A 7,918-nucleotide genomic window follows, 5' to 3' on the forward strand; every position below is an offset into this window, starting at 1 on the left:
AACACAGTTATTACTCCTTTTAAGTTTTGTCACTTATGAGTCTAACTGGGTTGGACTTTTTTGTTAAATTTCTAAATGTTACAAACTAGCACCACACGTATCTCAGGTATATCCATACCGTCAATGTACTGGCCAGAATTATTCGTCTCGCTATAGTAGAAATAAACAGCTCCTCCATATTTACTGACATCACTAAAAAAATATAAGTCGTTCCAGTCAGTTGGAACCAGATCATTAACTCCTTCCACAATCTCCTTGATCAGTGCATCTGTTTTATCTTCTAAAGTCATAGTGTGTCCTCCTTAGTGTTGTGCATTATTCATTGATCCTGTTGCGATATATTTTTATTTTGTTTCAACTCTGGAAGTATTACCTCATCAAAAACACTGTTCTTTATCGGCGCACGTGAAGGTATGTCTATATTCCTAGCAATGGCCTGACAATACTTTTTTATGAGTTCAATAATATTTCTCGAACTTGTTCATTTGTAAGTGGACTTCCGGTTCGAACAAGCCATCAGCTGATACCTGAATCCCACCTTGAGTTTGTTCAAAACTACCTTGCTCAAAAAATAAGCTTCCCTTATCAAGAATTACAAGGGGAATATCTAATTCTACAATTTTTAAATCTCTAGTCCAGTCAATTCTTTCCAACAAAAATATTACTTCTTCTCTAACAGAATTGGCCGGTGCATTAGAGGTTTGTTTCCAATTGGTCTCAGTTGGAAAATAAATAATATCTGGGCCTTCCACTGTAGGCTCCACATTAAAACAAAGTTTCGTTGTTTCAATGACATATTCTACTAATCGTCATTGCATATTTATTTCTATTCCATCTGGTAATTTAATCATTCTGAAATTTTCCCCTTTTATTTAGGCTTCTATAGCATTAGCGTAGTCTCTCCGTATATTTACCAGGAAATTTTTCTAGTAAATAATTACGAATACGATTAAATATCAATTTTTTGTGTTCTTTACTGATCGACATTTCCTTGTTTGGTACGTCCCAAGTCTCTATCCAGCTTCTATCAAAAGAAAATACTGGATCTCGGAAATCTATATCAAGAGTCATAACTTTGAACCCTTCACAGTACTCTAAACAAAAAAATGCGGTATTCCAATATCATATTCCATCTGCCTTTTCCTCGTGATCTTCCTATTAAGTTCGCTTGATTGAAAAGTTTCCGATTAGCCATTTTTTTCAATAACAGTAAATTCAGCACCTTTTTCTTCAAGTGTAATAAAATAAATAACCTAAAGCCTTGCTCTACTGATCAAATTATCAAGTGCCTCTTCCTCATTTTCGAAAGTTGCAGCAATTCCCCAAATGTTAGCACGCTCACCAGTTCCATAAACTTGGTATCTACCATCTTTATTTTTATTAATTACCATTTCAAATGGTCTTAAGTTATGTTTATTAAACCAATTTACTGCCAGTTTTTCTTTCTTAATAATTTTCTTTGCTTCTTTCGGTGACATTTTACCATCCTTTTTAAATTTTATTGAGTGAACGCTTTCAAAAAATTATAATTAAATTAATACGGTTAACCATCACGGAGCATAAAAATTATTGTAATCAATTTAAATAGATTTCCCTTTCAGCGTCCTCAAAATTCTGGCCTTACTTATGGCCTTATCCAGAGCCTCTATTTCTGTAGCATAGTTATTTGGCCCACCTTGAATACCTGCTCTTTCATTCGTTAAATAAACTTGATATCTACCATCCTTTTTCAAAATAACTACTTCATTTTCCTTGATAATACGTCCCTGTAAATTTATTGGTAGTTTTTCTTTCTTTATAAGTAGCAAGGCCTTAAGTTTATTCATTAAATCCCCCACCTTAACGTTTTAAAATGCTAATTTTTGAAGTCTACGGAAACAAAGTACATTTATTTTGTTGAACCAACAACTTTTACCATCGCCTATGCAATACTAAAAATTCTACCCATAAAATCTGTCGCCAAGAGTGAACCATTTTTAGTTAATAGAGCTGTAAAAGGTAACGGCGTTACATCAGGATATTTTTTTGTAGATGTATTCTGGACTTGCCAAAGTTCTTCACCATTTTCATCATAAGCGTAGATATTACTTACGATTTCTTCATTTAATTTTTTAGGCCAATAGGTATATCGAGTCTGACAAAAATATTATTGGAATCTGATTTAACATCAGCAATTTCAAAGTTAAAAATGGTTTTCTTACTATTGATGATCAGCCAGTTTTTATTATCTTGAAATTCGTTCATTAAGTATAACCCCATCAAACTTCATCAATTTGTGTAAGCTCACTAATAAATTGACTTTTTAGTTAATTTGAACCCTATCTCTAGTATGGCCGCAGAGGTAATCGACCTCACTGATAGCGTGCATATCGGTGATCTTCGTGAATTATGACAAATATTTTTCATTACATTCCAATATTTTTATCTGATAATTGAATTGAGAGTCAAAAAATCTTCCCGGAAATAAAAATAGAAAAGCAAAAACAAATAAAATTAAAAAAGTATTATAAATATGTTAGGAAAGCTCATACTTAAAAGAATAAACCAAGGGTAAATAGTCACCGCCGCTAGATACACTACGCCAACCATAAAAATATTCTTCCATTGTTTAGGAATGATTTTAATTTTTAATTTTTTACAAGTGCTATGATCGACATTCAGAATATTACTTTGTCTGTGATTATTAAAAATACCAAAAAGTCCAACCAAAATTGCACCCGCTATTATAAGTATCAATGCTAGATTGTTTGAAATATTCAATTCAAAAAAATTCACAGTTAATTCTGTTAATTGAGATAAAACTCCAACTAAAATTAAAATGGGGATCATTGTTTTAGTGGTATTTATTTTACCAATTGGTTTTAGTTTCCTTTTTATATCCTCATTTTTTTCTGACCTAACTTCGTATACGATTTGTGGAGCGAACCATATCATAAATGGAAAAAAGATATTTATTAGGTTAGGAAACAAATCCATTAGGTATATTTTATTATTGATGTAAACAATACGATATCTATAAATATTTAAACTTTTTTTCGGGCTTATTATTGCAATTCTATTTGAATTTTTCATTCTCGTTTAATGTCCTTTTGCATTTAAATTCCTTCTTTTGTTTAGAATCTTGGCAAAACCATATCTAAATACTCTGATTTTTTAAATAACGCGGACATTCTGATTGTCGAATTGGAATACATCTGTATGGTTATAATAACTGTTGTCCCCCGCTATAAATTACAATAATTTCAAGTTTGCCATCTAGCTTGTTAATAGTAATTCTATTTTAGTTTTTTCTTGTTATTTTCCTAACCACTCATACATGATCTTTGACTTTTGAAGCGCATAAACTAATAAACTTATTGGAACTGACGTTATTACTAAGGCGGCAAGAAGTCCAATAATAACTTTTAACATATCGGTATTAGATTTATAAACTAAGAAGTAAGCGAATAAAAAACCAAAAATAATAGTTCCGATACAAAGCCTTTTATAAAATTTTATATACTCATGAATTCTTTCATAATTACCTTGATTTCGGTTACCGTGAAGATTTGCGTAATATTTGATCGTCTCTGCCATTAACTTATTGACTTCTTCTTGATCGGAATTTATTTTTTTAATTTTGTGACCCCTTAAAAAAGATACAGACATTAATGCCCACCAATAAATTGAAAGAACTACTGTTGCTATTAGCGCAAGTTCTAGAAATTGAACTCCTGTAATATATTCACTAAGATTGATCTTTTGATTGCTCACATTTGACGCAATCACAATTCCCGGTAAAAAAGGGGCAACATAAAAAATAAATTTTAAGGTTAATGTGTCTTTCAGGGGAGTATTGTATAGTGTGTATTCTCTTTTTTTAATATCGTAAAATAAACGAATATCTTTTTCAAAATCATCATACATATAGATTTTCATATTTACCTCACTTGATTAACACTTGAATTAGCAAAACTACCCTCACATTCTACAAATATCGGTATCTAAATCACTATTTTGTTTTTCTCACTGTTTTTCTAATCTTAAAAGTTCTATTGCAAGCGTTGAGACTTGCAGTAATGTATTCATCCATTTCCATGGCGAGTCATAACTATCTATGTTGCAATCACCAAGATATCTAATATTAGTCATCGTGATAAGTAGTTCCAAATTTTTAATATATTCTATTTTAGAAATAGTAGCATCATTAAATGTATGTATAATTTTTTTGAACCGTTTAGACTCTTCTGAATAACCATTTTTATCCAACTTATTTTTTATACTTTCAATTTCTAAAATAAGTTCGTTTTTATTTAATTGCATCATATTTAACACCCCCATTCTCGAAAAAAAGTTTCCTAGCGTTACAGTGTATCCATTGATTGTTAATTTATTTCTATGTATCATACTTATAGTGGGTTAACCTATTTATTTTCTTTACAAAATTCATCAAACCATCTATCAGCCATTTCAAATCCAGCCATATCGTTTTTCTCCAATACTTTATCATACCTAAAATCGGCATCAAGATTATTCTTTTTTACATCATAAATTAGCTTAAGTTCTGTTGGCATTTTTCTTTCATACTTTTTTGCGGCCTTTTCTATTTCTAATAGATCATCCACTAAAATATGATTCACCTGCATTTGCATATTTTCTGAAACGTCAACGTTATCTAGTTGTTCATTAACCTTATGTTTCTTTAACAAAACGCCATTAATATTATAAAAAAAAGAACAATAATACTGATTATCCTCTGCTGTTCCATAGATATATATTTTATCAGCTCGATCAGATACATATTCCCTACAAATTGAAACCATGTCTACTTGAATCTTGCCAAATTCATCTTCAAATACTTGTGCCATTAATAGTACCCCCTTAATTTCTAGTAAAAGTAATAGCAACAGCCATTTAATTGGAGGTTCAAAGATCAAAATAATTAATAAAACTATCTTTTCCATGAATAACTGATCTAAGTTTATCAATACTGTTCAAAAAGAACAACTTATTATTACTTAACTACATACCTTCTTATCGAAGAAAACAATTTATACGAAAAGTTAAGGTTAAACAAAAATAATCGTTCTGATAATGGTGTTGGGATTCACCTGATCTTTTGACGTTCATTACGACTATTTTGTAACGTATCTTTATTTTCAACATTGTCTGTCACTAGTAACACCATTGCTCTTATTATGATTATCGTCACTATAAAAAGTGATCATAGGGCGTTGCTATTGAATAATCTAGCACCTATCTAAGGTTTATTTAATCCCAAGCTATCTCCAATCGACAGGCATGTTCAGTAAACAAAAAAAGCAGAACCGCAAATTACGGTCCTACCTTCATCGTGATCTATTTACCTATTGCCTAATTAATTCCAGAATTTAGCAGCAATCTGTTGACCTTGGTCAATTTTAGCCCACTGTTGCGCTTCACTAAGCTCGTTACCCGAATCGCAAGAAGCAAAACCACATTGATGCGACAAGTATAACTGATCCTTGTTCAAAATTTGACTGGCCTGCGTCAATAGGCGTAAAGCGCGGTCTTCGTCGTCTAAAGTGCTGGTTTTGCTGGACAGCAAACCGAGCACGACTTCAACGTTAGGCCGATCTTCGAGTGCCTTCAAAGCGGTGATATCCCCTGCACGGTCATCGTCCCACTCTAAGAAGAAACGATCATAGTGTTGATCATGAAGAAATTTTTGCGCAATCGTATTGTAACTGCCTTCCGCGAAATGACGGCTTTCGTAGTTGCCCCGGCAATTATGGGTCCATACTTTTAGGCCCAATTTGTGACCAAAATCAGCGATTTCATTGTTTGTGTTTACGGCAACATCGGCCAGATCCTGTAGGCTAACATTGCCGGTACTGAATGGGCTTTGTTTATTGTCACTAGCAAAAAGTTCCCACAAACAATCGTCAAATTGAATGATCGTACCGCCAGCAGCTTTGTATTCAGTGAGAAATTCTTTGTAAGCCCCTAACAAACCATCATGCAGTTCAGCGACCGTTTTATAAACTTGGTCAGGGCCGTAAAGTTTATCGATGTAACCAAATTCAACAAAGGCATGTGCAGCGCTCCAAACGGTTAATTTCACGTCATTGTCACCGGCCTGCGCTTTGAGTTGGCGATAAATGTCAAGAAAATGATGATTTTTACCGGAAAGTGGTGCCGTGATCTCGATACCAATATCCTTCCGCGTTTCAAAATCACTGTCGTCGTGATCACGGAAACTATAGCCGCTGTCAGCGATAAAGCGGCGAATGCCACTAAAACCCCAAACGAAATCTAAATGCCACATTGATTTCGTGTATTCACCATCAGTCAATACGTCGATGCCGTGTGCTTTTTCTTTGGCGATCACGTCCTTCACCGCAGCAGTTTCAGCGGCTTGGTAGCCAGGAAAAGCGTCATAAAACGGATATTGAATATCATCGCGTTGTTCGATTTTATTTTTGTAGTCCAGCAAACTGGCTGGACGAAGTAAGGAACCGACTAATTGAAAATGTGTTTTGGTCATAAATATAAAGCCTCCGTTATTGAATTGATGAGTTTAGTATAACAGTCTGCTGAGAAAATAGATAAGACTGATTACTTTGATGATATAATAGGCATTGCCTATAACAAAAATATATTTATAGGCAACAATAATTGGATTTTCACTCAGGAGGCCCATTACCAGCATGCGTATTCAACAATTAAAGTATTTAGAAAAGATTGCCGCGACAGGATCGATCAATGAAGCAGCAAAACAGCTGTTTATTAGTCAGCCATCCTTGTCACAGTCGATGAAAGAATTAGAAAAAGAGTACCAGGTTCAACTATTTTACCGCAATAAGACGGGCATTACCTTAACCGATGCAGGGCGTGAATTTATTAACTATTCGCGTAGTGTCCTGGATCAAGTCAATTTACTCAATGAACATTTCGGTCAAGGAACAGTTCGTAAACGGATCTTCAGTGTATCAGCGCAGCACTACGCCTTTGTGGTCCACGCTTTTGTCGAATTAGTGAAGGAGATCGGCGGGGATGCCTATCAATTTACACTGCGGGAGACCGAAACCGAAAATGTACTTAACGATGTGCAAACACTGAAAAGCGAACTTGGCGTCATTTACCTGAACAAGTTTAACCGCACTGTACTCAAACGCTTGATTGCGGAAAAGGATTTAAGTTTTGTGCCTTTATTTGAGGCTCACCCCCACGTGTTCATTGGCCGTGACAATCCATTGACGCAAAAAAAGACGCTCACTTTGGCCGATCTACAGGACTATCCCTATTTATCCTACGAACAAGGTGACACCAGTTCTTTCTATTTTGCCGAAGAGATCCTCAGCACGTTGCCGCATAAAAAACACATTCGGATCAGCGATCGGGCAACGATTTTTAATTTGATGGTCGGCTTAAATGGCTACACGATTAGTTCAGGCATTATTAGCAGCGAGCTAAATGATGAGAAAATCGTCGCAATTCCGCTGACGGTTGACGACGCGATGACTTTAGGCTATCTACGCCACAAAAAAATCGAGCTAAGCACGACGGCACAACGCTATTTGGCCCTATTGAAGCAGCACATTCGCGGCTATGGGTTTGAAGTATTTAATGAAAAATAACGCGTTAAGTGCCGTTGTCGCTTAACAGTGGTCGGCTGGAAAACTGAGCTAAAAATTGAACACTTACTATATCTAGTTTCACGGATCAGACTACAACAATACGGACTAACCCCCCAAAAAAAACAGCGTTAGAAGTTGTGGCTCTATACTTTTTCCTGTTGATCGTTTACAAAGTGGTAAGCTATTAACAGGATTTTTTGTGCAAAAAAGAGCCCACAGCCCCCATCCAAAAAATCCACCCACAACAGTATCATTTAAAAGGATATGAGAAAACCGTGAACCCTATAGACCATCATATAAAATTTGCGCTCAATATTAAA

11 protein-coding genes are annotated in these 7,918 nt (G+C 34.7%); 1 reads left to right on the forward strand and 10 read right to left on the reverse strand.

All coding sequences use genetic code 11. From position 1 onward, the window contains the following. Positions 1-71 precede the first annotated feature (71 nt). The 10 genes from FFM78_RS13220 to FFM78_RS13260 form a co-directional block, all read right to left on the reverse strand. On the reverse strand, positions 72-290 hold the full coding sequence (locus FFM78_RS13220) for an immunity protein YezG family protein (RefSeq protein ID WP_137638862.1): 219 nt from the start codon (positions 288-290) through the stop codon (positions 72-74). Positions 291-458: 168 nt separating this feature from the next. Beyond that, positions 459-752, reverse strand: coding sequence for a hypothetical protein (locus FFM78_RS13225; RefSeq protein WP_137638863.1), 294 nt, complete (start codon positions 750-752; stop codon positions 459-461). 501 nt (positions 753-1,253) lie between these two features. Next, complete coding sequence (locus FFM78_RS13230) at positions 1,254-1,478, reverse strand: Imm59 family immunity protein (RefSeq protein WP_137638864.1); 225 nt, start codon at positions 1,476-1,478, stop codon at positions 1,254-1,256. A 102-nt stretch (positions 1,479-1,580) separates the two neighbouring features. Beyond that, on the reverse strand, positions 1,581-1,826 hold the full coding sequence (locus tag FFM78_RS13235) for a hypothetical protein (RefSeq protein ID WP_137638865.1): 246 nt from the start codon (positions 1,824-1,826) through the stop codon (positions 1,581-1,583). 277 nt (positions 1,827-2,103) lie between these two features. After that, a complete protein-coding gene (locus FFM78_RS13915) occupies positions 2,104-2,244 on the reverse strand; it encodes a hypothetical protein (RefSeq protein ID WP_171001904.1) in 141 nt (46 codons plus the stop codon). 249 nt (positions 2,245-2,493) lie between these two features. Beyond that, positions 2,494-3,072: a DUF443 family protein gene (locus FFM78_RS13240; RefSeq protein ID WP_137638866.1), complete on the reverse strand. Its 579-nt coding sequence runs from the start codon at positions 3,070-3,072 to the stop codon at positions 2,494-2,496. A 222-nt stretch (positions 3,073-3,294) separates the two neighbouring features. Beyond that, complete coding sequence (locus FFM78_RS13245; RefSeq protein WP_137638867.1) at positions 3,295-3,918, reverse strand: hypothetical protein; 624 nt, start codon at positions 3,916-3,918, stop codon at positions 3,295-3,297. Between the two features lie 87 nt (positions 3,919-4,005). Further along, positions 4,006-4,305 (reverse strand): hypothetical protein, encoded by a 300-nt coding sequence (locus FFM78_RS13250; RefSeq protein ID WP_137638868.1) that lies wholly within the window; start codon positions 4,303-4,305, stop codon positions 4,006-4,008. A gap of 98 nt (positions 4,306-4,403) precedes the next feature. After that, positions 4,404-4,847, reverse strand: coding sequence for an immunity protein YezG family protein (locus FFM78_RS13255; protein ID WP_171001905.1), 444 nt, complete (start codon positions 4,845-4,847; stop codon positions 4,404-4,406). A 509-nt stretch (positions 4,848-5,356) separates the two neighbouring features. After that, a complete protein-coding gene (locus FFM78_RS13260; RefSeq protein WP_137638870.1) occupies positions 5,357-6,505 on the reverse strand; it encodes a cobalamin-independent methionine synthase II family protein in 1,149 nt (382 codons plus the stop codon). A gap of 163 nt (positions 6,506-6,668) precedes the next feature. Between FFM78_RS13260 and FFM78_RS13265 the strand changes: the two genes are divergently transcribed. Continuing rightward, positions 6,669-7,598: a LysR family transcriptional regulator gene (locus FFM78_RS13265; protein WP_137638871.1), complete on the forward strand. Its 930-nt coding sequence runs from the start codon at positions 6,669-6,671 to the stop codon at positions 7,596-7,598. Positions 7,599-7,918 lie beyond the last annotated feature (320 nt).

It is taken from the genome of Loigolactobacillus binensis (genome assembly GCF_005405165.1).
Lineage (GTDB): Bacteria > Bacillota > Bacilli > Lactobacillales > Lactobacillaceae > Loigolactobacillus > Loigolactobacillus binensis.

What these genes read in the sequence shown, in the direction of transcription:
- FFM78_RS13230 (WP_137638864.1), bottom strand. Translation starts at nt 1,478, where the DNA reads ATGTCACCGAAAGAAGCAAAGAAAATTATTAAGAAAGAAAAACTGGCA.
- FFM78_RS13260 (WP_137638870.1), bottom strand. Translation starts at nt 6,505, where the DNA reads ATGACCAAAACACATTTTCAATTAGTCGGTTCCTTACTTCGTCCAGCC.
- FFM78_RS13235 (WP_137638865.1), bottom strand. Translation starts at nt 1,826, where the DNA reads ATGAATAAACTTAAGGCCTTGCTACTTATAAAGAAAGAAAAACTACCA.
- FFM78_RS13245 (WP_137638867.1), bottom strand. Translation starts at nt 3,918, where the DNA reads ATGAAAATCTATATGTATGATGATTTTGAAAAAGATATTCGTTTATTT.
- FFM78_RS13265 (WP_137638871.1), top strand. Translation starts at nt 6,669, where the DNA reads ATGCGTATTCAACAATTAAAGTATTTAGAAAAGATTGCCGCGACAGGA.
- FFM78_RS13220 (WP_137638862.1), bottom strand. Translation starts at nt 290, where the DNA reads ATGACTTTAGAAGATAAAACAGATGCACTGATCAAGGAGATTGTGGAA.
- FFM78_RS13255 (WP_171001905.1), bottom strand. Translation starts at nt 4,847, where the DNA reads ATGGCACAAGTATTTGAAGATGAATTTGGCAAGATTCAAGTAGACATG.
- FFM78_RS13240 (WP_137638866.1), bottom strand. Translation starts at nt 3,072, where the DNA reads ATGAAAAATTCAAATAGAATTGCAATAATAAGCCCGAAAAAAAGTTTA.
- FFM78_RS13250 (WP_137638868.1), bottom strand. Translation starts at nt 4,305, where the DNA reads ATGATGCAATTAAATAAAAACGAACTTATTTTAGAAATTGAAAGTATA.
- FFM78_RS13915 (WP_171001904.1), bottom strand. Translation starts at nt 2,244, where the DNA reads ATGAACGAATTTCAAGATAATAAAAACTGGCTGATCATCAATAGTAAG.